A 21,717-nucleotide genomic window follows, 5' to 3' on the forward strand; every position below is an offset into this window, starting at 1 on the left:
AAAGAGCCTGTGAAAGCAATCAGTTAGCCTTCACAGGCGACATACTAAATAATAGTTTACTTAGTAGCTACTTCTGCTTGTGCAGAACCATGAAACAAAGCTTTACCTTTGATACGGAAATCATTGATCATCTTTTGACCTTCTGAAGATACGAACCAGTTAGAAAGCTGTTCAGCGCCTTTTACATTTAACCCACTGTGAAGTTTTGGGTTAACCTGAATGATCTGGTACGGGTTGAATAAACGCTTGTCACCCTGAACCAAAAGCTTCAGCTGTAGGCGGTCTTCATAAGCTAACCAAGTGCCGCGGTCAGTCATTGTATAACCATTAAGCTCATCAGCGATCTGAAGCACTTTACCCATGCCCTGACCTACTTCTTTATAGTTAGCAAACTCTTTTCCTTGAGAAGTTGCTGCCCATAGAGAAAGCTCTTTTTTGTGTGTTCCTGAGTCGTCACCACGAGAGATAAAATCTGCATTAACTTTTGCGATGGACGCTAAAGCATCTGCAACATTATTAGAATCTTTAATTTTTGCTGGATCAGCTGCTGGGCCAACGATTACAAAATCGTTATACATAACGCTTTTAGGGCTTACACCAAAACCGCCATCTACGAATTTCTGCTCGGCCTTAGGAGCGTGAGTCATAACCACATCAACATCACCTGCCACACCCATACGCAACGCCTTACCTGTGCCGACAGCAATTACTTGTACTTTAGCGTCATGCTGCTTTTCGAATACAGGTAACAACTTGTCTAACAAACCAGAATTATACGTACTCGTTGTCGTTGCAAGACGGATAATTTGTTCTTCAGCAACCGCTGTAACTGAAGTTGCCGCCAAAATAGTTGTGGAGAGGGCTGCCGCGATCCACTTTTTCATCTCTTCATTCCTTATTTAATAATTATGATTTATCCAATACACGCGCCACACACACCCTGTGCAGGCAGTTTTAGCGTGCCTGACACCCTAGAGAGCAATTTAAATGCCAATGATATAGATCAGCTTAATTTTTAGACTTTAAAACGTTATTTTTCGCACCAAAATAGGTCATTTTGATTAATAATTCAGCAACTTTTAGGCTAACTGAGAAAAAATGAAACAATAGTCTTATCACTCTTTTCAGGTTTATGAGTCATAATGACCACACAAAACATTGACTGGGTCAAATTGTCCAATAGAATTGGATCCCTTTCCCAGACATTACCGTCACGGTCATTTTTAGAGATTTGAGTTGAAATGAATTCACCTCTGCAAGGCACGCAAGCTCCCGCAGTATCAGTATTGGTTGTTGATGACGAAGTTGGCATGAGAAGCTTCCTACAAAAAGCTCTCGCAAAACGCTTCGCCTTAGTAGAAACCGCAGGTAGTGTTGAAGAAGCTGAAGAACTCAGAAAACGCTGCCACTTTGATCTCTTAATCGTTGATATTAAGCTGCCCGGCCGATCTGGTATGGAATGGCATGAAGCCTTCGAAGATACCAACCGAAGCAGTGATATCATATTCATGACCGCCTACGCTGATCTGGATACTGCTATACAGGCTCTCAGAGCTGGCGCTTCTGATTTTATACTCAAGCCATTCCGCCTTGAACAAATGATGAATGCTGTTGATCGCTGCCTCGACAAACGTGCTATGGAAAGAGCAAATTTCGTCTTACGTCGTGAAGTTGATAACGCTTTCCCTATGACCGATATGATCGGAACTGGACCAGCGATTAAACAAGTACTAGACGTCATCCACCGTGTAGCCAACACCCCTTCAGCAGTACTAATTGAAGGCGAAACAGGTACAGGTAAAGAACTAGCAGCACGCATGCTGCACCAGCTAAGCAATCGAAGCGGCCCATTCGTACCGGTTAACTGTGGCGCTATTGCGCCTGATCTTTTGGAAGCCGAGCTTTTTGGACACACCAAAGGCGCTTTCACTGGCGCAAACAAAGCTCGTGAAGGTCTATTTAATTTTGCTAGCGGCGGCACTCTCTTTCTTGACGAAGTTGGTGAAATCCCACTGCTTATGCAGGCTAAACTTTTGCGCGCTCTAGAACAAAAAGCCGTTAGACCTGTAGGGAGCGAGCAAGAAACAAGCGTTGATGTACGCATCATTGCTGCAACCAACCGCCAATTAAAAGAAGAAGTAGCAGAGAACCGCTTCCGCGAAGATCTGTATTACCGCTTGAACGTACTCAGCATCACCCTGCCACCGTTACGTGATCGCCGTGAAGACCTTCCAGATCTGATCCATCATTTTTCAGTAAAGCTGTCGCGTGAACTCGGCCTATCACCTATCCCGTTTACTCATGATGACCTTAAAGCCATGCAGGCTTACAACTGGTCAGGCAATATTCGAGAACTAAAAAACCTAATTGAACGCTGCATCTTATTAGGCAAGCTCCCCGCTGATTACTTCAAAGAGCAAGATAGCAGCGAACCTAAAGCTTGTGGCAGTTTTGCAGGCTGGTCATTAGATGAGGTTGAAAAGCACCATATACTGCTAACCCTAGAACAACATTCTGGCAACAAGTCCTCCACTGCCCGAGAGCTTGGCGTATCCAGAAAAACTCTAGATCGCAAATTGGCCGCTTGGGCTCAACAGGACGAAACGGTTGATGAGATCTCTGCATGAAATCCAGTTGGTATAATTTCAGCAGCACCTTAAGACACAAACTTCTATTACTCACTCTGCTACCATTGCTGTTAACTGCAATAGGCTTTGCCATTATGGCGGCCTATTGGACGACCAGCTATACCGACCGTCAACTTTATATGAAGGTTAGTGCCGACCTTTCTGTAGCCAGTGGCACCCTTAATTTTATGCAACAAGAGCATCAAAATATTTTGATGCAACTTGGTAATAGCTACGAATTCAGAACCAACCTTCAGCAAAATAACCGTCACGCCCTTCAAGGGCAGCTACACGCAATTCGCCAAAGTCGCTCCTTAGACTTCTTGCGATTCATTGATGCACAAGAGCTAAACGCCACCCAAGAACCCTCACTACAAAACCTCTCTAAACGCCTGTTATTAAAAGAAAATTTAACCGGGTTAGCAGTAATACATAAAGACGAACTTGATCAAATCAATATGGGATTAGGCGATAAAGCGCACATCAATTTAATAGACACCCCCCGCGCCATCCCAAGCAATAGAACCGTTGAAGACCGCTCTATGGTGCTTCGCGCACTCGTGCCAATCACAGATGATTTTGGACAGTTAATCGGCGTTTTAGATTCAGGCACCATTCTCAACAATACCACCGATGCCGTAGATACCATTCGAGATCTGGTTTACGGAGACGGCACCTTACCAGAAGGCGGAATTGGAACTGTTACCCTTTTTCTCGATGACGTTCGAATCAGCACCAATGTTCCCCAAGAAAGGGAATCATTCAAATCCTCTACCCCTCTGACGTTAAAGCAACGAGCAATCGGAACACGGGTATCAGCGGAAGTTAGGAAAGAAGTTTTACGCAAAGGTGACACATGGATAAATAGAGCCTTCGTAGTCAACGATTGGTACATCTCTGCTTATAAGCCACTACTTGATTTCAACAACAAGAAAATCGGGATGATCTATGCTGGTTTTACAGAGGCCCCCTTTACCAAGATTTATTACAAGACACTAATAGAATCCGCCTCTCTTATCGCCTTGATCATGCTGGTCTCTGCCGTCCTTGTTTTCAAAAAGACTCAACTTATTATCCGCCCACTTAATAAAATCCACAAAGTGGTAACGGATATTCGTAACGGCGAAACCGACCATCGTATCGGGCAACTTGAAGCAGCCGATGAATTAGTTGAGCTAGCCGAACAGTTTGATGTCATGCTTGATCTAATTGAAGAGCGCGAGAAACAGATCAGACAAGCCAATGATCAGCTAGAGATTACAGTTGAAAAAAGAACTCGCTCATTAAAAAACCGTACGGATGCGCTCAAGCAGCATATCAAGCTACTAAAAAGCACCCGAAAGCAGCTTCTTGATAAAGAAAAGCTGGCTGTATTGGGTGAGCTTACTGCAGGTATTGCTCACGAAATTAATAACCCAGCAGCGGTAATCCTTGGAAATATGGATCTATTGGTCGCAGAGCTCGGTGATGCCGTTAAACCCGCTCAGGATGAAGTAGACATGGTTATTGAGCAGGTATATCGGATAAGATCCCTAATTAACAACCTACTGCAGTACAGTCGACCCGGTCAGTACTTAGAGCAATACGAACATTTACAGTTAAACAGTATTAGCGACGATACTTTGCAGCTAGTTTCCCATGCGCTTGAGAAACAGCAAGTGGTCGTAGAGCGAAATTATCATGCAACCTGTCCTATTGAAGTTAACTGCCAGCAAGTACAGCAAGTTCTGGTTAACCTAATACTCAACGCCTCCCACGCACTAGAAGGCCCAGGTGTAGTAACTATTCAAACTGATGATTGGATTGAGGATGGAGAAGTTAAAGGCGCAACCATTAGTGTTATAGATCAGGGGAAAGGCATTTCCGAAGAACATCTAGAACGTATATTTGATCCATTCTTTACGACTAAAAAAAGTGGTACAGGACTTGGTTTATCTGTAAGTTACGGCATCATTCGCCGGCATGGTGGCGACATTACCGTCCGCTCTGAAGAAGAGCTTGGAACCATGTTCAAAGTCCATCTACTAAAAACCGCCAACCCCACGGGGGATGGCGGTGTCGAAGGCATTCTGGATGGCCTTGCAGCCGCAGAAAGAACCAATAGGCGCGCTATGAACGCTTAGCCTGGATCTGAACTCCAAATGAGGCGACCGCATCGACTTAAATCATAACCTTGAAGGCGCTGAGCTAAGGATAGACCCTCTGGACTCTGAAGGAATTCGAATAGGTTTTGCAGTAAGTTCCGGAAATAGACATTCCGCGGAACAACTAAGTCAAAGCTTTCATCGCACACTGGGATAAAGCCAAGCCCAAACTCTCTTGCCGCACTCAATGTACCTGGACCTATGTCAGCTTCACCCTTTGCAATTAAAGACGCTACTTCTCGTTCCGAGAAAGCTACACTTCCTACAGTCAGCTGATCCTGCGGGAAAGCATGACCAGCCAACCATTCATTCAAAAATCGCTGCGAACCGGCTCCTTCTTGACGAGTCACCCAGCGAGTACTGTAATCCAGTGCCTCATTTGGGTCTTGTAAGCGTTCGAGGTCCATCGGTCGCATAATCAAACCTTGGCTGCGGTTAAACAAATGAACCAAAATCCAATGCTTAGATTGCGAGAACTGTTGTAACAGCGCAGGATGTCGGACATCGCTTTCTTCGGCGCGCCCCCAATGAATCGCACAGGCATCAGCATGCCCCTGGGCAAGAAGCTCTAATCCAAGCTTTGTACCCGTTACCGTATAACTAAATAACGCTTTAGTTCTGAGATGTTGCGTCAATCTATTAGCTGCTGCCTGCAATAAAGGATCATCACTACCAGATAGCAGCAATCGATCAGCCATCATGCCACTATGGCAGCTCTCCAATAACCAGCGATCTACCAGTGACTTGGGGAACAACCATTTACCAGTCAGTTTAGTTGCAGGAATCTCACCCTCAGCAGCCATTGCATACACTTTTTTCTCGTTCAGGTGCAAATAATCAGCCAGCTGCTTAACATTCATAAACGCTTGAGACATATCACTCATCTTATGCCTCCGTTCTTGCTTGCTTAACAGAATTTTGCTTAGGCGGTAACTGCACATCTCTGATCAATGATGCATTACCACTAAACTGTAGAAAATGCTTACCTTTGGCTCGAGCCAACATCGTGATACCCAGCTCTCTGGCCAACTCTAAACCCATCTGGGTTACACCTGAGCGAGACAGCAATACAGGAATCCCCATCTGCGCAACTTTAATAACCATCTCAGATGTTAAGCGACCCGTTGTGTAGAAAATCTTATTATCGGTATCTATTCCTTGAAGCCACATACGCCCAGCAAGTGTATCGACTGCATTGTGACGACCAACATCTTCAATAAAAGAAACCACTTGGTCACCTTCGCAGATAGCACAACCATGTACTGCACCCGCGTTCTTATAGGTATCGTTATGCTTATTAAGGTTATCTAACAGCGCATAAACAGTACTTTGCTTAATCGTTACTTCAGGTAATCTAACCTCCTCAAGCTTTTCCATTACGCTGCCAAACATCGTGCCTTGACCACAACCACTAGTCACTGTGCGCTGCTGAAGCTTTTCCTCCAAGCCTTCAGGTTCGCCATGGGTTACAACAGCGGCTGCTTCAACATCCCAATCTACCTGTATTGCTTTAAGATCAGATAGAGAATGTATAAAGCCCTGATTTCGAAGATAACCAAGGACTAACGCTTCAGGATCACCACCCAAAGTCATTAAGGTAACAATCTCTCTTTTATTTAGATAAATCGTTAATGGGCGTTCACAGGCAATTTGAACCTGTCGAACACGTCCTTGTTCGTCGATCGCCTCTACTTCGTGAGTAAGCTGCGCAGATGCATTACTTATTATGATTTCTGACACGTTTTGCATATTCCAACTCTATTAATACAGCGTCACGCCATCTTCTTCGTAACTTTCTCTCCTTAGTAGCAATTTACGTTCCTACCTTGCGATAACCTTATATTTTCTACCAATTAATACATTTAACTCTGCTTCCAGTAAGTACTAGGTCATTATTAGTGGGTCATTTTGTCCCAACTCTTTATAAACATGGGAATAATTGTCATAGCATTTGCGCATTAAGCACCTCTAAGCCCACCTATTCACGCTCAACAGCTATTAAATAAAGAGATGGCCCGTAGTTTGCAGAACTACAAAGGAGAATTCCCCACGACGGAAGACAAAAAATGTCTGCAACAAAAACAACAGATAACTGGCCACTTCAAGTTTCTCTTTCAGTTGAAAGCATTGAAGTTAACGGCTGGGATACAGAACGCTGGCAGATAGATGCCATTGAGCCTCATCAAGACGATAAGCCTGACTTCTTCCACCTTGATTTAGATCTTCACAAAGATGAACGAACAGCCTATCGCTTTAACTTAGACTCTCAGCAACCACACCTCTTTGTCTTATGCAATGAAGACGAGATGGACAACGCATTAACGCCAATCCACATAACAGCTAGCCAAGACGACGCTGCTTCTTTTATGGATGGCGAACATAAGATGTTAGAAGTTGCGATGCCGCAGGCCGTTCAATGCTGGATAGACACCTACCTAGGCATACACGGTGAACTAATCGATTGCGGTAAAAAGAAGAAAAAAGGCAAGGGACGTAGCAGTGAGCGATAACCAATCATTTTTTTCTCGCTGGTCACAACGTAAAGCTGAGCAGCAAGCTGAGCCAATAGAAGAATCTCAAACAGAAGCCTCTCTTTCAGATGAAACTGTTGATACCGAAGAGTTACCACCTCTAACCGATGAAGATATGCCAGATATTGAATCACTGGATAACGACTCCAATTTCGAGCAGTTTTTTTCACCTGGTGTATCAGAAGAACTTCGTAATCTCGCCCTAAGAAAACTATTCAGATTACCTGAGTTCAACATTCGTGATGGCCTTAACGATTACGATGAAGATTTCAGCAAAATGCCTGCACTTACCCAAGAAGTTGTTTCTAAACTTCGAAGTTGGGCCGATGAAAAAATCGAGGAAGCCGAAGAAGGATTTAAAGAAGGCGTTAGCGGCGAGACCGAAGAAGATCAAGAGAGTATCAGCGATACGACCAAGGTCGAAAGCCACGACTTTAGTGATCTAGACGATTCTGATGACTTAGGCGATGCCGATCTTGAATGCTAATTTTTTCAGCAACTTAGGACAAAGAGTCGGAATGACTCAACTCTTTTTGACTCATAGAGACACTTTGTCCCACCCCGACCTAAGAAAAACAAAAACGACAGACCTAAATGCGCTTTAGGGGAATTTTTACAGCCAAAAACTGGTTCTCCGATTGCTTTATATAAACAACAAATTGTGACGAAAAACCTAAACGTTTGAGTCGCCCCTGAAATAGAGACTAAAGCATCGACAGAATGCACCCTATTTCAGTCAGTGAGGTAGAGAATGACGACAGAGCAGAGTGTAAACGCCAAAGCACGTGATTTGGCGATAAAACAAGTATCTTTTCCGCAGAACCTAGCGCCTGCGACAGTAACTTACAGCACCTACGGTCACTTATTGATTACGGGTGCCGAGGACACTATTCGTTTAGCTGCAGCACAACTGTCCGGCATGGCAAGCATCACTCTTCTTGCTACCGACCCAATTAGCAATACTGATACTGATCACCTACAACGCGCAATTGACGCATCGCCTGAGCTTAAAGTTCACACTGCGAAACTTAACCAGATCAAAGGTTTCCTAGGTCAGTTTCAAGTTACTATCGATCATCAGGGTAATAACGAAAATTTCGCAAAGATTGCTCAGAATAAAAACTGCTTTGATCTGATTTTAAATTTAGGCCAAGAGTCTCTATTCACCACAGATCTAACGCCTGCAGGCTACTTCCACGTTTCACCTGAAAGCAGCACATTTTCTGAAGTCATCGAAGAGCTACCGAACTACATTGGTGAATTTGAAAAGCCTCGTTACTTCCAAATTAATAACGACATCTGCGCACACAGTAATCGCGGTCAAACGGGCTGTACTCGCTGTTTGGATGTTTGCCCTGCGGATGCGATTACCTCTTTTAAAGATTTAATCGAGATCAATCCTCATATGTGCCATGGTGCTGGGGGTTGTGCTACAGCCTGCCCTACAGGAGCGATCTCTTACGCATTACCTCAACCGGTGATGCTGCATAATTATTTGCACCGATTGATTTCTACTTATCAGAATAACGGCGGCACAGCACCAACGATTCTAATCCATGATCATGAAGTTGGAGCTGAGATCATTGCCAACCAACCAGAACTTCTTTCTGACAATGTTCTACCTGTTTCACTAGAAGAAGTGGCAGCAGCAGGACAGGAAAGCTGGTTAGTTAGTTTAGCCTCTGGTGCACAGCAAGTATTACTGCTAGATACACCTAATGTCCCTGATATGGTTCGCGATCTGCTTAAACGTGAATTAAAAACAACCCACGCTATGCTTGAAGGGTTAGGCTACTCTACTGAGCAGATTAAACTAATCACACAAGATGATCTGCCTAACGCCCAATCTGCTTCGTCTTACCGCAACATCCCGACTATTGCAGTCGTGGCTGAGACAAATAAGCGTGAAGCATTGTTCGTTGCTCTAGAGCATTTAACTGAGCATGGCGAAACTGCAAACCAAGATTATATTGCCTTGCCGGCGGGCGCTCCTTTCGGTCAGGTCAACGTAAACAGCTCAAGCTGTACTTTGTGCCTGTCTTGCGTTGCCGTCTGTCCCACCCAATCTCTGACTGATGGCGGAGAAATGCCGGCCCTTAATTTCCGTGAACAAAGCTGCGTGCAATGCGGCATGTGCGAAAGCGCATGTCCTGAAAATGCAATTGAGCTTGTTACACAGCTAAATCTGAAAGCTGAACGCGCAATCCCTGTTCAGATCCATACAGACGAAGCATTTGAATGCATCTCTTGCGGTAAGCCATTTGCGCCTAAACGCACTGTTGACAAGATGATCGAGAAATTGAGCTCACATCGATTCTTCCAAGGCGATGCCATTCAACGATTAAAGATGTGTGAAGACTGTCGTGTAAATGACATCTACACCGATCTGACCGCTAACCCTGAAAAGCAACTAGAACTGTAAGGAGCAGGATATGACTAATATGATCAATGCAGCCCCTGCTCTACAAGAAACAGATGAGCTTCGCGCAGACATTTACGCACTACTAGCAACAATGCTACGCAAACAGCCTGAAGCTGACCTACTTGCTTGGTTAAAAGAGCTTGAATCAGATCAAGATGAAGACACACCAATGGCTCGTGCATGGAGCACTCTTGCTCTTGCTGCGAAGCACTCTGAGCCATCTCAATTAGAAGATGAATACACCCAACTTTTTATCGGTGTAGGACGTGGTGAGTTAATGCCATTTGCGTGCTGGTACTTAACCGGCTCCCTAATGGAAAAGCCACTTGCCTTCCTACGTGAAGATCTCGAAATTCTTGGTTTTGAACGCCAAGAAAACGTGAAAGAACCAGAAGACCACATTGCGGCGCTATGTGAAGTGATGAGCATGCTGATCCGCACAGGTCGTGGTTATGAAGTACAACACCAGTTTTGGCAGAAACATATCCAAACCTGGGCAGAAAAGTTTTTTACAGATTTGCAGAGCGCAAAAACTGCCGTTTTTTATACTGCGGTTGGCTTGTTAGGTCATGCGTTTATGCAACAGGAAGATAACTGGTACCTGCAGTTATCACCTGCCGCACGTGAGGGCGGAAAACAATAAAAACAGGGCAAAGACAGACAAAATCTGTCGACGTTGATGCGGAGAAACAAAATGAGCCAGCAAGAAAAGCCTAACACAGGCCGCCGCGGCTTCTTGAAGAAACTTGGATTAGCGGGTACTGCCGCTGGTGCAGTTGCCGTAGCGGGCACTGCGCAAGCAAAAGTTACTACTGCTGAATCAGGTGAGAAACAGGAAGGTTCCGGTTACAAAGAAACTGAGCACGTTCGTAACTTTTACGAAACTTGTCGTAACTGATAGCCGCAAGAGGTGAGGAAATGAGACTAACGAAAAAATCCGATCAGCCTGCGGCTCCGTCGAAGGCAACCGGTCTAGGTTTGAGCCGCCGTCGCTTCCTGAAGAATTCAGGTGTAGCAGCGGGTGGTGTTGCGACTGCAGGCATCATGGCACCAGGCATGATGAAGCAGGCTGAAGCTGCAACTGTAGCTCCAGGTGCACCTACAGAAGTAAAACGTACTATCTGTTCACACTGCTCTGTAGGTTGCGGTGTTTATGCTGAAGTACAAAACGGTGTTTGGACTGGTCAAGAGCCAGCATTCGACCACCCATTCAACGCAGGTGCACACTGCGCTAAAGGTGCTGCCCTACGTGAGCACGGTCACGGTGACCGTCGTTTGAAATACCCAATGAAGCTTGTTGATGGCAAATGGAAGAAAATCTCCTGGGAAGACGCTATCAACGAAGTTGGTGACAAAATGCTACAGGTTCGTAAAGAATCTGGCCCAGATTCAGTCTACTGGTTGGGTTCGGCTAAATTCAGCAACGAACAAGCTTACTTATTCCGTAAATACGCAGCGATGTGGGGTACTAACAACGTAGACCACCAGGCGCGTATCTGTCACTCAACAACTGTAGCCGGTGTAGCAAACACTTGGGGTTACGGTGCGATGACAAACTCATTCAACGATATCCACTTCGCAAAATCCATTTTGCTAATTGGTTCTAACCCAGCTGAAGCTCACCCTGTTTCTCTACAGCACATCTTCCGTGCTAAAGAGCGCAACAAGGCACACATCATCTGTGTTGACCCTCGTTTCACTCGTACTGCAGCTCATGCGAACGAATACATCCGCATTCGCCCAGGCTCTGACGTTGCGTTCATCTGGGGCCTACTGTGGCACATCTTTGAGAACGGTTGGGAAGACAAGCAGTTTATCCAACAGCGCGTATACGGCATGGACGAAGTTCGTGCAGAAGTGAAAAACTGGACACCAGAAGAAGTTGAAAGTGTTACTGGTGTTAAAGAAGCACAAATGCGCCGCGCAGCTAAAGAGCTAGCTGAAAACCGTCCAGGTACTGTTATCTGGTGTATGGGTGGTACTCAGCATACTACGGGTAACAACAATACTCGTGCTTACTGCATCTTGATGCTTGCCCTAGGTAACATGGGTACATCTGGTGGCGGTACTAACATCTTCCGTGGCCACGATAACGTACAGGGTGCTACTGACCTTGGCGTACTATCTCACACCCTACCTGGTTACTATGGTCTTTCTGATGGTGCTTGGAAGCACTGGTCAAAAGTTTGGGACGTAGATTTCGAGTGGATGCAAAGCCGCTTCGACCAGAAAGTTCACCGTAAACTGAAACCTATGAACAACAAAGGTATTCCAGTTTCTCGTTGGATTGACGGTGTTCTAGAAGATAAAAACTTGATGGATCAGAACGATAACGTTCGCGTTATGGTTGCTTGGGGTCACGCTGTGAACTCCCAGACTCGTGGTCCAGAAATGAAAAAAGCGATCGAAAAACTAGATACCCTAGTAATCGTTGATCCTTACCCAACTCATGCTGCGGTAATGTCTGATCGTAAAGATGGCGTTTACCTGATCCCTGCATGTACTCAGTTCGAGACTTACGGTTCTGTTACAGCTTCAAACCGTTCTCTACAGTGGCGTGACCAGGTTATCGAACCTCTATTCGAATCTAAACCTGACCACGAAATCATGTACTTGTTCGCTAAGAAGTTTGGTTTCGAGAAGCAACTGTTCAAAAACATCGCTATCCAAAACGGCCAGCCTGTAGTTGAAGACATCACACGTGAATTCAACAAAGGCATGTGGACTATCGGTTACACAGGTCAGAGCCCTGAGCGTCTTAAACTACACCAGAAAAACTGGCACACGTTTAACTATGACACTCTTGCAGGCGAAGGCGGTCCAGCGAATGGCGAATACTACGGTATGCCATGGCCATGTTGGGGTACTGCTGAGCAGGGCCACCCTGGCACACCAATCCTTTACGATACAAGCAAATCTGTAGCTGAAGGTGGTTTGACCTTCCGTGCTCGCTTCGGTGTTGAACGTGACGGCGTTAACCTACTTGCTGAAGGCTCTTTCGGTAAAGGTTCTGAAATTAAAGATGGTTACCCAGAATTCACTGACAAACTTCTTAAGAAGCTTGGCTGGTGGGATGACCTAACTGCTGAAGAGAAGAAACTGGCTGAAGGCAAAAACTGGAAGACCGACCTTTCTGGTGGTATCCAACGTGTTGCTATCGCTCACGGCTGTTCTCCATTCGGTAACGCGAAAGCACGTGCAGTTGTTTGGACATTCCCAGACAAAGTACCTCTACACCGTGAACCGCTATACACGACTCGTCGTGACCTAGTAAGCAAGTACCCAACTTGGGATGACTCTGAGTCCATGTACCGTCTACCGACTATGTACAAGTCTATTCAGGACAAAGATCTTTCTAAAGAGTACCCAATCATTCTTACTTCCGGTCGTCTGGTTGAGTATGAAGGTGGTGGTGAAGAGACGCGTTCTAATCCATGGCTTGCTGAACTACAACAAGACATGTTTGTTGAAGTACACCCGGCTGATGCAAATACTCTTGGCTTTAAAGATGGCGAAGATGTATGGGTAGAAGGCGCTGAAGGCGGTAAAGTTCTTGTTAAAGCACTTGTTACACGCCGTGTAGAACAAGGCGTTGCATTCATGCCGTTCCACTTCGGTGGTAAGTTCCAGGGTAAAGATCTAACTGATAAGTACCCAGAAGGTGCAGCACCTTATGTAGTAGGTGAAGCAGCTAACACTGCTACCACTTACGGTTATGACCCAGTTACACAGATGCAGGAAACTAAGGTTACCTTGTGTCGCGTTCAGAAAGCTACTGCGTAAGGAGTAACAGACAATGGCTAGAATGAAATTCCTCTGTGACTCCAAGCGTTGTATCGAATGCAACGGCTGTGTTACAGCATGTAAAAACGCAAATGAAGTGGAATGGGGTATCAACCGTCGCCGCGTTGTAACTATCAACGATGGTGAGCCGGGTGAAACTTCGATCTCCGTAGCATGCATGCATTGTTCTGATGCTCCATGTATGGCGGTCTGCCCTACTGACTGTTTCTATCAGACAGACGACGGCATCGTATTGCATAACAAAGACCTATGTATTGGTTGTGGTTACTGCTTATACGCTTGCCCATTTGGCGCACCACAGTTCCCTAGCGACGCTGCTTTCGGTGAGCGTGGCAAGATGGACAAATGTACATTCTGTGCAGGCGGCCCAGAAGAGGACAACAGCCCTGAAGAGAAAGCGAAGTACGGTGCTAACCGTATTGCTGAGGGTAAACTGCCACTATGTGCAGAGATGTGCTCTACAAAAGCCCTACTTGCTGGTGATGCCAACGACGTTTCTGACATCTTCCGTGAGCGTGTGATCTACCGTGGTCACAACGACGGTGCTTGGTCTATGACAGAAGAAGATCTGTCTTACGACGCAACTCAGAAAGTCTGATAAACCCAACAGGTTGCCGGGAGCTTGCTCCCGGCACATTGACTAGAGGGGACATTATGCTCCGCTTTATTTTGCCATCTCGAATTGTTTTGCTGATTGCGCTGCTTTTTTCAGGCTTTGCTCAAGCAGTACCTTCAGATGCCAAAGTTGCTGGCTTTGCTGGCGCTGACTATTGGCAAGTAGTGAAGGAAGCTGAAGAAGGTCGCACTCAAGTTCAAGCACGAGAAGCAGGTCAATTGATCAATGTGAAAGGTGAAGAATGGCGCCACTGGCGTAACCAATGGGTTACACCTGCAGGTGCTTACGCTATTGGCGGCACCCTTGCTGTCCTTGCAATTTTCTACCTAATCGTTGGTCAGAAAAAACTTGATCACCCTCGTTCTGGTCAGCTTATTGAGCGCTGGAAACGATTAGATCGAGCAAACCATTGGACTGTGGCTATCCTGTTTATCATCTTAGCGATCTCTGGTTTGAGCATCCTTTACGGGAAGTTCTTCTTAAGAGCGGCCATGGGTGATTCGTTGTGGGCAAGCTACATTATGCTTTGCAAGCTAGCGCATAACTACTTAGGTCCGATCTTTGTTATTGGCCTATTGTTTATGATTGTTCGCTGGATCAAACATAACTTCTTTAACCGTACAGATCTAATCTGGTTCCTAAAAGGTGGCGGCATTATTGGTAATGCGCACCCTAGTGCTGGATACATGAATGGCGGTGAAAAAGTTTGGTTCTGGCTTCTAACAATCGTTGGTATTGTTGTTTGCGGTAGTGGCCTGGTTTTGGATTTCCAAAACTTCGGTCAAGTTCGTGAAACTATGCAGATTGCCAACTTACTACATGCTGCTGGTTCTTTGATTCTGATTGTTGGTTCTTTTGGTCACATCTATATCGGTACGGTAGGTACTGAAGGTGCACTGGAAGGCATGAAGACAGGTTACGTTGATGAAACCTGGGCTAAACAACATCACGATCTATGGTACGAAGAGGTTAAAGGCAAACAGGATAGTTAATTCCTGGTTGTAATATCTCTTACCCGGTGCCTTTTATTTAGCTGTACAACCCTTAATAAAAGGCACATCACTATCTTCACCATAACGTTTGTACATACCCTGACAAACGTGCTTCTTTTGCCGGCTTATCCAAGCCGGCTTTTTTGTGTCTGCTCTAACTCTAGTTAAATACTCTCTTCTGTAAGCACTTAAAGATGATCTACATCTACTTCTGTTGTGAACTTGTTTCTACGCAATGAGATTAACGAACGAAATTTTCTAAGATTTGGATCACTGGCTAAATCACGACGAGCAAACGCCTCGTATGCTTCCATATCCGGCACCATAATGACCAATACAAAATCGATATCACCCGTCACTTGGTAACACTGAGTAACCTCTGTGGCGTCTTGCATTTTGCGCATAAACATGTCATGAACATCGATAGAGTCTCGGATCATCTCAACCTCTACGATAATATTCAGCACCTTACCTAAAGCCCTCGGGTTCACTATGGCCACATCGGCCATAATGATGCCCTGCTCACGTAACTGTTTAACCCGTCGCAAGCACGCAGGTGGCGACAAGCCTACCTCCTCAGCCAGCGCTTGGTTACTTATTCGATTATCCACCTGCAGACATTTAAGGATATGACGATCGATACGATCTAATTGAACATCCATTAGATTCCACTCATTAAGATTTTTTTGTAATTAAATTAGAAAAAATTCGCAAAAACAAAATTTATATTAATTTCTAAGATAATTTTTCTAATTTTATTTTCACAAGCTTAATTAAAATAGCTAATTCAATCTACTGAAGTATTCCGATGATGATTAAGCCAGTCAGTACACATGATCTTTTAAACATAACACTGCCCGATCTTGGCCGTGAGATCTATGCCGTCTGCTTACTACTATTCAAGCTAACCATACCTATCATCATTGCTGTAAAGATCCTGGAAGAGATTGGCGCAATTCCTTACATCAGCGCTGCGTTAGAACCATTAATGCTATTTGTAGGCTTACCCGAGTCCATGGGCATCGTCTGGGCGACCACCATGTTGACCAATATCTACGCAGGCTTAGTTATTTTCTTTCAAACAGCGCCTCAAGAGAATCTCAGTGTTGCCCAAGTTACAGTTCTCGGCACGATGCTCCTTGTCGCTCATGGCCTACCGCTAGAATTACGAATCACTCAGAAAGCGGGTATGCGCCTTATATTTGCCTTTCTTTTACGCTTTGTTGGCGCACTTATTTTAGGTGCTCTGCTTAATCTGACCTATTCAGCAGGTGACTGGCTTAACGCACCTGTCGAACTGTTGTGGCAACCTGAAGCTACTGATCCAAGCCTGATTAACTGGATACTCACCCAACTACAAAGCCTTGCTATGATCGTGGTGATAGTCACAGCACTGCTCACACTTCTAAAGCTGCTCCGCTGGCTACACATAGAACGCTTAATGATTTGGCTGCTACAACCTTTTTTAAGGTTTATGGGCATCAGCAAGAAAGCCACATCTCTGGCGATCGTCGGTGTGACTCTAGGCTTGTCGTTTGGCGGCGGTTTGCTTATCCGTGAAGCAGAAAGTGGCAATGTTAGCCCTAGAGACTGCTTTTCAGCCCTTTGCTTACTTAGTCTGTGCCACAGCTTAATCGAAGACACCTTACTTATCATGACTATGGGGGCTGATCTTTCTGGAATTCTGTGGGCTAGGCTTATTTTCAGCATTCTACTCATCAGTCTACTAACCCGCTTAGTCTCTTTAACCAGCGATAGCTTTCAACAACGTTTTCTATTTAGAGACGTATCGCTGCCTAATACCCAAAGCCTAAAACAGTAATTTGATATGCAGAATCTGAGAGCCAGCGAGCACCAAAAAGGTATTTACTATGCTGTCGCCGCGTTTCTTATGTGGGGGCTTGTACCGGTTTATTTTAAAGCGGTCGATGACGTACCAGCATTTGAAGTCTTAGCACATCGAGTAGTTTGGTCTGTGGTTTTCCTGGGGCTTTTCCTTTTACTTAAAGGTAAGCTCAGTGAACTTGCTGCACTCAGAAACAACCCTAAAATTTTGCTCAGCCTAGGCCTGTCAGCATTAGTTATTTCTATTAACTGGCTAGTATTTATATGGGCGGTCTCCGAACAAAGAATTGTTGAAACAACCCTAGGTTATTTTATTAACCCATTGATAAATATAGTCTTTGGATTCTTTATATTTTCGGAAAGACTTCGTTTCTTACAATTAATCGCTGTTGCCATTGCCGCTGTTGCAGTGCTTTACCAAATCATTTTAATTGGTGAACTACCCTGGGTAGCACTGACGCTAGCCACCAGCTTTTCTATCTATAGTGTCTTAAGAAAGAAGATCCCGATAGACTCAATCACAGGCCTATTAGTTGAGACTTTATGGCTATTTCCAATGGCCTTGGTTTATATGATTTGGCTTAGTTCACAAAATAATTTTGTACTGCTAAATGGCTCTACAGAGGTACAAGTGTTGTTGCTGGCTGCAGGGCTGGTTACCAGCTTACCTTTGATAGCATTTGCCGCTGGCGCTAGAAGATTAAGTCTTACCATGGTTGGCCTACTCCAATATATAGGCCCAAGCATCGCTTTTCTTATTGCGGTGTTTTATTACAACGAACCCATGGATCAAGATCGACTCATCACGTTTGTGATGATCTGGATTGCTTTGGCAATATTTAGTGTGGAAGGCGTACTCGTGCAACAACGCAAAAAGCAGGATCTGATAACGCCTAAAACAGAAGAGAGTACTCAAGGCTAGGACAACGCCTAGCCTTGGTGAATGTGTTCTATTTAGCTTGTTTGTCTTTCATTTTGGCATTAGTTAAGAACAACGCTAAACCGAGTAAAGCCACTGATGCTGCATACATAAGAAGATCTGACGGTTCTGATATTTCCATCTCTGTACTTAAAGATAGAAACTTAACAATTAGCATCATGATGACCATAGCACCCAATTTACCTTTGAGCTGATCAATACTCTCAATAACCAGCAACTTCGGCCGCTGACTACTACCACCCTCCACATTCATCTTACTAATAAAAATTTCGTAGATACCGAAACCAAACATCAACATCACGCCGGCCATCAAGGCCTGGTCAATGATTTCAATAAGGATCATTAACAGCTCGGTACGCGCATTCAAACCAATACCCTCTGAGAAGGCTACTTGTGCTAAGTGGACAAAGTCATAAATCACAAAGCCCACCAGCAACAATGCACCGGCCATTACAGAAAAAACGGTCAAAAGCATAATCCATCTTAATGACCATAATCCTTGCTCAACCTTTCTCATCACCTAACTCCTTTTTTAAGGTGCAATTCTGAAAATTTGCGCAAGTATTTCACATGGTAATTGAATTAAAAACGCTCCTTCAGGACCGTTTTTATCATCCAACCGCCTGATAAATATGATACTGATAGCATCACCTAATGACTCACAAAAGAACGACATTTTTTTCACTAAAAGATCTATTCAACCTTGCCAAACAACAGTAAAGTTCACGCTGAATTATTTACTCGAGTTTAAGTCACCATGAGCACACTAACCCTTCAGGATAAATTCTTTAAACTCCGGAACAATCGTATATTTGAATTCTTTGTTGTGGCAGTTATCATCTTTTCTGCCTTGGTTATTGGCGCAAAGACCTACGATATTCCTGATCATGTGTTAACGCTTATTAGCTGGCTTGATACAGGTATCACTCTATTCTTCCTAGTTGAGATAACAGTACGCTTTATCGGTGAACCGGATAAAAAGAACTTTTTTAAGAACCCTTGGAACGTCTTTGACACGATTATCGTTGTCGTCAGCTTGATACCAATCCAAGACAGTGAAATGGCACTGATCGGCCGACTGATCCGTATCTTCCGTGTATTACGAATGGTATCTATGGTGCCTGAGCTACGCTTGCTCCTTAACTCTCTAATTAAAGCTCTGCCGCAGCTTGGTTACGTTATCCTGTTGATGTTCATCATCTTCTATATCTATGCAGCAATCGGTGCTTCATTCTTTGCCCATATTAACCCGACACTTTGGGGAGACATCTCAATCTCGATGCTCACGCTATTTAGGGTTATGACATTCGAAGATTGGACGGATGTTATGTATGAAACCATGTCTGTTTATTCATTTAGCTGGATTTTCTACTTAACTTTTATCTTCCTAACTACATTTGCGTTCCTAAACATGGTAATCGGTATCGTTGTAAATGTAATGGAAAATGAGCACGCAGAAGAAGCCAAAGAGAAAGCACTGGCTGATGGCGATTTAACCATCGAAGACCTTTCTAAACAGATCGAAGAGCTAAAGCAGCTCATTAAAGAGAAACAGTAAAAACGACAAGGGGAGCCATTTGGCTCCCCTTTTATTTAAAGCCTAAAACTGCGGCTAACTTTCCGTACTTTCTTTACGAAAAACGCACTCACTTTCAACCAGGTTATCTTGCAGCAATAAATCCTTACATGCCTCACACCATGCTTGGTTGTTAGGATCACATAATGTCGATACTGCCTGACCAAGATTTTCAGCTTTTTCTTCAGCAGTCGTAGGCTTTAGTTTGTTTTTTCGTTTATAACTTAGGGTCATAGCATCCTTGTCCATTTCGTAAGACATCTATTCTGGAAACACGATTAACTCTTGTGATTCTTTCCATGGTTTATATTTCTTCATAACACCAAGAAAGAGATCTGATTCTTTAAAATCTGATAACCAACTTTGCACATGCGGATAATCTGCAGCTTTAAACCAATCGAGATTTACATGCGCAAACTGCCGAATGAACGGTAAAAGCGCATAATCGGCTAATGATTTTCCACCCGCCAGTAGCGATCCACTGTGCTGTTGTAAAAGCTCTTCTAGCTGAACCAACCATAACTCACATTTATTACGGTAATAGGTCTGCGAATGCTCTGGGTGGCGATCAGAGTATTTGTACTTATCCAACCAGCCTTTAAACTCATAATCATTTGCTTCGATCAATTGATCAATCTGTTTGCTATCGGCATCATGCCAAGCGTCACAATCATTCTGAGCCAATGCCCAATGCATGATTTCTAAGCTTTCATCTATCACTGTTCCATCAGGAAGCAATAGAACTGGAACCGTTCCTTTAGGTGAGATTTCCAGCATATGTTCTGGTTTATCTCGTAGCACGATCTCTCTGAGCTCAACTTCAACACCGGATTGCTCAATTGCTAGACGCGCTCTGATTGCATAGGGACAGCGACGAAATGAATATAGGATTGGTCGATTCATATTCTGCTCTATTTTGGCTGATAAGCACAGAAACCCGGCTTAGGACCAACCTTAGGGTGATTTCTACATGTATCAGGGCGTTGTAGATAGATAGTACACAATCTTGTTTTTTGATCTAGATAGATACAATCATCATTAGCATAGCGCGATAGTGTGTAAATCTCTGATTTATGATTAAAGTGCCCTACCACACCCTCTTTCATCAAACGCTTCGCTAAACGCTTCGCAGGCTCACCTGCCTCGAACTCATCCACTACACCCATTCTTACTAAATCACTAAAGCGAACCTCTACAGGCAAGCTACAGCAAGTGCCTCTGCAAGAATCGCAGTGACTACTCTTATACTTCACCCAAGTACTCAAGTTATCTACGTTGGCTGCTGGAATTGTTTTGTTCATTTAGATTAATCAGCGTGCTATAAATTTGAGGGCGATCATAGCATTATCAAATGCATGAACAACCCCTAATTGTTTATTCGGAGCTTTAATGTCTGAAACCAGTTTTACAGATATTTTCACCCAACAAAAAAGATGGCGAATTATCGATGAGCCTATCTGCTGCAACCCTATACAAGCTCTTGAACAAGATTTCGCCTTATTAAAAGAGGTTGCACAAACTAAACGGGGTGCAACCGCACGCATTTGGGAAACAACCCAATGCCTAGTTGCCACTAGGAAGGAAACTCGATTCCCAAACTTTGATCAAGCCTGCAAACAACTCGAACAAGAACATTGGCCCGTTATCGTCCGTGATAGTGGCGGCACCGCAGTTCCGCTGCAACAAGGCATTATCAACCTAGCCATAATATTTCCGCAGCGTACAGATCAGGCTTTTAATTTAGATATGGTTTATATCGCCCTATGCGAACCTATTAAACGCGCACTATCAAAGATCGGACTCAAGGCAGATTATGGCTGCACCGAAGGCTCTTATTGCGATGGCCGTTACAATCTCAATGTTGATGGGCTGAAGATTACTGGCACAGCACAAAAAATCATGTTGTCACCGCCTAACAACAAAAATGTAAAGCAAGGAGTCCTAGCACAAGCGATGCTGATGGTAGATGTTGACTCGGCTAATGGCACCCATTGGGTGAATCGCTTTTACCAACTGGCTGGAAATGATCGCCGCTTTAAACCTGAGGTCGCAACCAGCCTTATTGATCTTGTTGACCGTGCACAGCAACCTGAACAATTTACTACCTATATCCGAGGACTGATGATTGAAGAGTTAAAAAAACTGACCTTGTCACGCTAATTTAATAATCACAATCAATAATAGCCAGCGTTCACGGATAAGAGCTACCGGGCAAAGGAA

The 21,717-nt window shown here is 44.3% G+C and carries 22 protein-coding genes; 14 read left to right on the forward strand and 8 right to left on the reverse strand.

Going from position 1 to position 21,717, the window contains the following annotated elements; translation table 11 throughout:
- Positions 1–56: 56 nt before the first annotated feature.
- Complete coding sequence (locus tag ACMXYS_RS08720; protein WP_415881328.1) at positions 57–884, reverse strand: substrate-binding domain-containing protein; 828 nt, start codon at positions 882–884, stop codon at positions 57–59.
- Positions 885–1,241: 357 nt separating this feature from the next.
- On the opposite strand from ACMXYS_RS08720, the gene ACMXYS_RS08725 reads away from it, so the two are divergent.
- Both ACMXYS_RS08725 and ACMXYS_RS08730 read left to right on the forward strand, forming a co-directional pair.
- Positions 1,242–2,627, forward strand: coding sequence for a sigma-54-dependent transcriptional regulator (locus tag ACMXYS_RS08725; protein ID WP_415896279.1), 1,386 nt, complete (start codon positions 1,242–1,244; stop codon positions 2,625–2,627).
- Entirely contained in the window at positions 2,624–4,750 is a 2,127-nt protein-coding gene (locus ACMXYS_RS08730) for a cache domain-containing protein (protein WP_415896280.1), read from the forward strand. Before ACMXYS_RS08725 ends, ACMXYS_RS08730 begins: the two co-directional genes overlap by 4 nt.
- Here ACMXYS_RS08730 and ACMXYS_RS08735 read toward each other — a convergent pair.
- Both ACMXYS_RS08735 and fdhD read right to left on the reverse strand, forming a co-directional pair.
- Complete coding sequence (locus tag ACMXYS_RS08735; protein ID WP_415881331.1) at positions 4,747–5,655, reverse strand: substrate-binding domain-containing protein; 909 nt, start codon at positions 5,653–5,655, stop codon at positions 4,747–4,749. The genes ACMXYS_RS08730 and ACMXYS_RS08735 overlap by 4 nt on opposite strands.
- 1 nt (position 5,656) lies before the next feature.
- Entirely contained in the window at positions 5,657–6,511 is an 855-nt protein-coding gene (gene fdhD / locus ACMXYS_RS08740; protein ID WP_415894317.1) for a formate dehydrogenase accessory sulfurtransferase FdhD, read from the reverse strand.
- Positions 6,512–6,837: 326 nt separating this feature from the next.
- Here fdhD and ACMXYS_RS08745 point away from each other — a divergent pair, with 326 nt between their 5' ends.
- The 8 genes from ACMXYS_RS08745 (at position 6,838) to ACMXYS_RS08780 (ending at position 15,136) form a co-directional block, all read left to right on the forward strand.
- Entirely contained in the window at positions 6,838–7,281 is a 444-nt protein-coding gene (locus ACMXYS_RS08745) for a DUF3305 domain-containing protein (protein ID WP_415881333.1), read from the forward strand.
- Positions 7,271–7,789 carry a DUF3306 domain-containing protein gene (locus ACMXYS_RS08750; RefSeq protein ID WP_415881334.1) on the forward strand — a complete coding sequence of 173 codons (519 nt, stop codon included), beginning with the start codon at positions 7,271–7,273 and terminating at the stop codon, positions 7,787–7,789. The genes ACMXYS_RS08745 and ACMXYS_RS08750 overlap by 11 nt, the downstream gene beginning before the upstream one ends.
- A 264-nt stretch (positions 7,790–8,053) precedes the next feature.
- Positions 8,054–9,724 (forward strand): 4Fe-4S binding protein, encoded by a 1,671-nt coding sequence (locus ACMXYS_RS08755; RefSeq protein WP_415896281.1) that lies wholly within the window; start codon positions 8,054–8,056, stop codon positions 9,722–9,724.
- 10 nt (positions 9,725–9,734) lie between these two features.
- Positions 9,735–10,367: a TorD/DmsD family molecular chaperone gene (locus ACMXYS_RS08760; RefSeq protein WP_415881336.1), complete on the forward strand. Its 633-nt coding sequence runs from the start codon at positions 9,735–9,737 to the stop codon at positions 10,365–10,367.
- Between the two features lie 51 nt (positions 10,368–10,418).
- Entirely contained in the window at positions 10,419–10,622 is a 204-nt protein-coding gene (locus ACMXYS_RS08765) for a hypothetical protein (RefSeq protein ID WP_415881337.1), read from the forward strand.
- Between the two features lie 20 nt (positions 10,623–10,642).
- Positions 10,643–13,507, forward strand: a complete 2,865-nt coding sequence (locus ACMXYS_RS08770) for a molybdopterin-dependent oxidoreductase (protein ID WP_415881338.1) — start codon at positions 10,643–10,645, stop codon at positions 13,505–13,507.
- A gap of 13 nt (positions 13,508–13,520) precedes the next feature.
- Positions 13,521–14,126: a formate dehydrogenase FDH3 subunit beta gene (gene fdh3B, locus ACMXYS_RS08775; RefSeq protein ID WP_415881339.1), complete on the forward strand. Its 606-nt coding sequence runs from the start codon at positions 13,521–13,523 to the stop codon at positions 14,124–14,126.
- Between the two features lie 56 nt (positions 14,127–14,182).
- Positions 14,183–15,136 (forward strand): formate dehydrogenase subunit gamma, encoded by a 954-nt coding sequence (locus ACMXYS_RS08780; RefSeq protein WP_415881340.1) that lies wholly within the window; start codon positions 14,183–14,185, stop codon positions 15,134–15,136.
- 188 nt (positions 15,137–15,324) lie between these two features.
- Here the strand turns inward: ACMXYS_RS08780 and ACMXYS_RS08785 are convergent, their stop codons facing one another.
- Complete coding sequence (locus tag ACMXYS_RS08785) at positions 15,325–15,798, reverse strand: Lrp/AsnC family transcriptional regulator (protein WP_415881341.1); 474 nt, start codon at positions 15,796–15,798, stop codon at positions 15,325–15,327.
- Between the two features lie 146 nt (positions 15,799–15,944).
- On the opposite strand from ACMXYS_RS08785, the gene ACMXYS_RS08790 reads away from it, so the two are divergent.
- Together ACMXYS_RS08790 and rarD are read left to right on the forward strand one after the other, a co-directional pair.
- Positions 15,945–16,958: a hypothetical protein gene (locus tag ACMXYS_RS08790; RefSeq protein ID WP_415881342.1), complete on the forward strand. Its 1,014-nt coding sequence runs from the start codon at positions 15,945–15,947 to the stop codon at positions 16,956–16,958.
- 6 nt (positions 16,959–16,964) lie between these two features.
- Positions 16,965–17,903: an EamA family transporter RarD gene (gene rarD, locus ACMXYS_RS08795; RefSeq protein WP_415896282.1), complete on the forward strand. Its 939-nt coding sequence runs from the start codon at positions 16,965–16,967 to the stop codon at positions 17,901–17,903.
- A 28-nt stretch (positions 17,904–17,931) separates the two neighbouring features.
- On the opposite strand, the gene ACMXYS_RS08800 is transcribed toward rarD, so the two are convergent.
- On the reverse strand, positions 17,932–18,438 hold the full coding sequence (locus ACMXYS_RS08800) for a YqhA family protein (RefSeq protein ID WP_415881344.1): 507 nt from the start codon (positions 18,436–18,438) through the stop codon (positions 17,932–17,934).
- A 240-nt stretch (positions 18,439–18,678) separates the two neighbouring features.
- On the opposite strand from ACMXYS_RS08800, the gene ACMXYS_RS08805 reads away from it, so the two are divergent.
- On the forward strand, positions 18,679–19,479 hold the full coding sequence (locus ACMXYS_RS08805; RefSeq protein WP_415881345.1) for an ion transporter: 801 nt from the start codon (positions 18,679–18,681) through the stop codon (positions 19,477–19,479).
- A gap of 54 nt (positions 19,480–19,533) precedes the next feature.
- Here ACMXYS_RS08805 and ACMXYS_RS08810 read toward each other — a convergent pair whose 3' ends face one another.
- From ACMXYS_RS08810 to ACMXYS_RS08820, 3 genes are read right to left on the reverse strand one after another with little or no spacing between them, the layout of a single operon-like run.
- On the reverse strand, positions 19,534–19,746 hold the full coding sequence (locus tag ACMXYS_RS08810; RefSeq protein WP_415881346.1) for a hypothetical protein: 213 nt from the start codon (positions 19,744–19,746) through the stop codon (positions 19,534–19,536).
- Positions 19,747–19,758: 12 nt separating this feature from the next.
- Positions 19,759–20,400 carry a glutathione S-transferase gene (locus ACMXYS_RS08815; protein WP_415881347.1) on the reverse strand — a complete coding sequence of 214 codons (642 nt, stop codon included), beginning with the start codon at positions 20,398–20,400 and terminating at the stop codon, positions 19,759–19,761.
- Between the two features lie 8 nt (positions 20,401–20,408).
- On the reverse strand, positions 20,409–20,798 hold the full coding sequence (locus tag ACMXYS_RS08820) for a YkgJ family cysteine cluster protein (RefSeq protein WP_415881348.1): 390 nt from the start codon (positions 20,796–20,798) through the stop codon (positions 20,409–20,411).
- A gap of 88 nt (positions 20,799–20,886) precedes the next feature.
- Between ACMXYS_RS08820 and ACMXYS_RS08825 the strand changes: the two genes are divergently transcribed.
- On the forward strand, positions 20,887–21,657 hold the full coding sequence (locus tag ACMXYS_RS08825; protein ID WP_415896283.1) for a biotin/lipoate A/B protein ligase family protein: 771 nt from the start codon (positions 20,887–20,889) through the stop codon (positions 21,655–21,657).
- Positions 21,658–21,717: the final 60 nt, after the last annotated feature.

It is taken from the genome of Neptuniibacter sp. QD57_21, from assembly GCF_047778075.1.
Classification (GTDB): domain Bacteria; phylum Pseudomonadota; class Gammaproteobacteria; order Pseudomonadales; family Balneatricaceae; genus Neptuniibacter.

Bases quoted from the DNA above. Each gene is read 5' to 3' on its own strand.
- ACMXYS_RS08720 (WP_415881328.1), bottom strand. From the start codon at position 884: ATGAAAAAGTGGATCGCGGCAGCCCTCTCCACAACTATTTTGGCGGCA.
- ACMXYS_RS08725 (WP_415896279.1), top strand. From the start codon at position 1,242: ATGAATTCACCTCTGCAAGGCACGCAAGCTCCCGCAGTATCAGTATTG.
- ACMXYS_RS08730 (WP_415896280.1), top strand. From the start codon at position 2,624: ATGAAATCCAGTTGGTATAATTTCAGCAGCACCTTAAGACACAAACTT.
- ACMXYS_RS08735 (WP_415881331.1), bottom strand. From the start codon at position 5,655: ATGAGTGATATGTCTCAAGCGTTTATGAATGTTAAGCAGCTGGCTGAT.
- ACMXYS_RS08745 (WP_415881333.1), top strand. From the start codon at position 6,838: ATGTCTGCAACAAAAACAACAGATAACTGGCCACTTCAAGTTTCTCTT.
- ACMXYS_RS08755 (WP_415896281.1), top strand. From the start codon at position 8,054: ATGACGACAGAGCAGAGTGTAAACGCCAAAGCACGTGATTTGGCGATA.
- ACMXYS_RS08760 (WP_415881336.1), top strand. From the start codon at position 9,735: ATGACTAATATGATCAATGCAGCCCCTGCTCTACAAGAAACAGATGAG.
- ACMXYS_RS08765 (WP_415881337.1), top strand. From the start codon at position 10,419: ATGAGCCAGCAAGAAAAGCCTAACACAGGCCGCCGCGGCTTCTTGAAG.
- ACMXYS_RS08770 (WP_415881338.1), top strand. From the start codon at position 10,643: ATGAGACTAACGAAAAAATCCGATCAGCCTGCGGCTCCGTCGAAGGCA.
- fdh3B (WP_415881339.1), top strand. From the start codon at position 13,521: ATGGCTAGAATGAAATTCCTCTGTGACTCCAAGCGTTGTATCGAATGC.
- ACMXYS_RS08780 (WP_415881340.1), top strand. From the start codon at position 14,183: ATGCTCCGCTTTATTTTGCCATCTCGAATTGTTTTGCTGATTGCGCTG.
- ACMXYS_RS08785 (WP_415881341.1), bottom strand. From the start codon at position 15,798: ATGGATGTTCAATTAGATCGTATCGATCGTCATATCCTTAAATGTCTG.
- ACMXYS_RS08790 (WP_415881342.1), top strand. From the start codon at position 15,945: ATGATGATTAAGCCAGTCAGTACACATGATCTTTTAAACATAACACTG.
- rarD (WP_415896282.1), top strand. From the start codon at position 16,965: ATGCAGAATCTGAGAGCCAGCGAGCACCAAAAAGGTATTTACTATGCT.
- ACMXYS_RS08800 (WP_415881344.1), bottom strand. From the start codon at position 18,438: ATGAGAAAGGTTGAGCAAGGATTATGGTCATTAAGATGGATTATGCTT.
- ACMXYS_RS08805 (WP_415881345.1), top strand. From the start codon at position 18,679: ATGAGCACACTAACCCTTCAGGATAAATTCTTTAAACTCCGGAACAAT.
- ACMXYS_RS08810 (WP_415881346.1), bottom strand. From the start codon at position 19,746: ATGGACAAGGATGCTATGACCCTAAGTTATAAACGAAAAAACAAACTA.
- ACMXYS_RS08815 (WP_415881347.1), bottom strand. From the start codon at position 20,400: ATGAATCGACCAATCCTATATTCATTTCGTCGCTGTCCCTATGCAATC.
- ACMXYS_RS08820 (WP_415881348.1), bottom strand. From the start codon at position 20,798: ATGAACAAAACAATTCCAGCAGCCAACGTAGATAACTTGAGTACTTGG.
- ACMXYS_RS08825 (WP_415896283.1), top strand. From the start codon at position 20,887: ATGTCTGAAACCAGTTTTACAGATATTTTCACCCAACAAAAAAGATGG.